This is a genomic window from Paraburkholderia sp. SIMBA_027 (assembly GCF_046535315.1).
Taxonomy (GTDB): Bacteria; Pseudomonadota; Gammaproteobacteria; order Burkholderiales; family Burkholderiaceae; genus Paraburkholderia; species Paraburkholderia tropica.
Map to the genome: position 1 here is coordinate 1 of NZ_JAWRWY010000805.1, position 264 is coordinate 264.

At 65.5% G+C, this 264-nt stretch carries 1 pseudogene; it reads left to right on the forward strand.

The features are described 5' to 3' along the window. Window positions 1-264 (forward strand): annotated as a pseudogene (locus SB764_RS41295) (hypothetical protein); the annotation flags it as partial.

Below are 264 nucleotides of genomic sequence, written 5' to 3' on the forward strand. Positions count from 1 at the left end.
GTGTTCGTGCTGCAACCAGGGAAAGTGCGCGATGAAGCGGCATGGGTGCGATGGATCGATCGCTTATTGTCGATCGTCGCCGTAGCGCCGAATCGAGGCGAGCGCGTGCGTTTCGTCGTGCCGCGCACGGCGGTCGAGCCGTTCGCAATGCTGATGCAACGACATCGTGCCGCGGTGCGCGTCGTGCACGGCAAATACTCGATGGCGAGCGTGCCGCGCGAATTGCTGGCGGAGTCGGGTGAGCGCGGGCCGGGCGGCGAATTC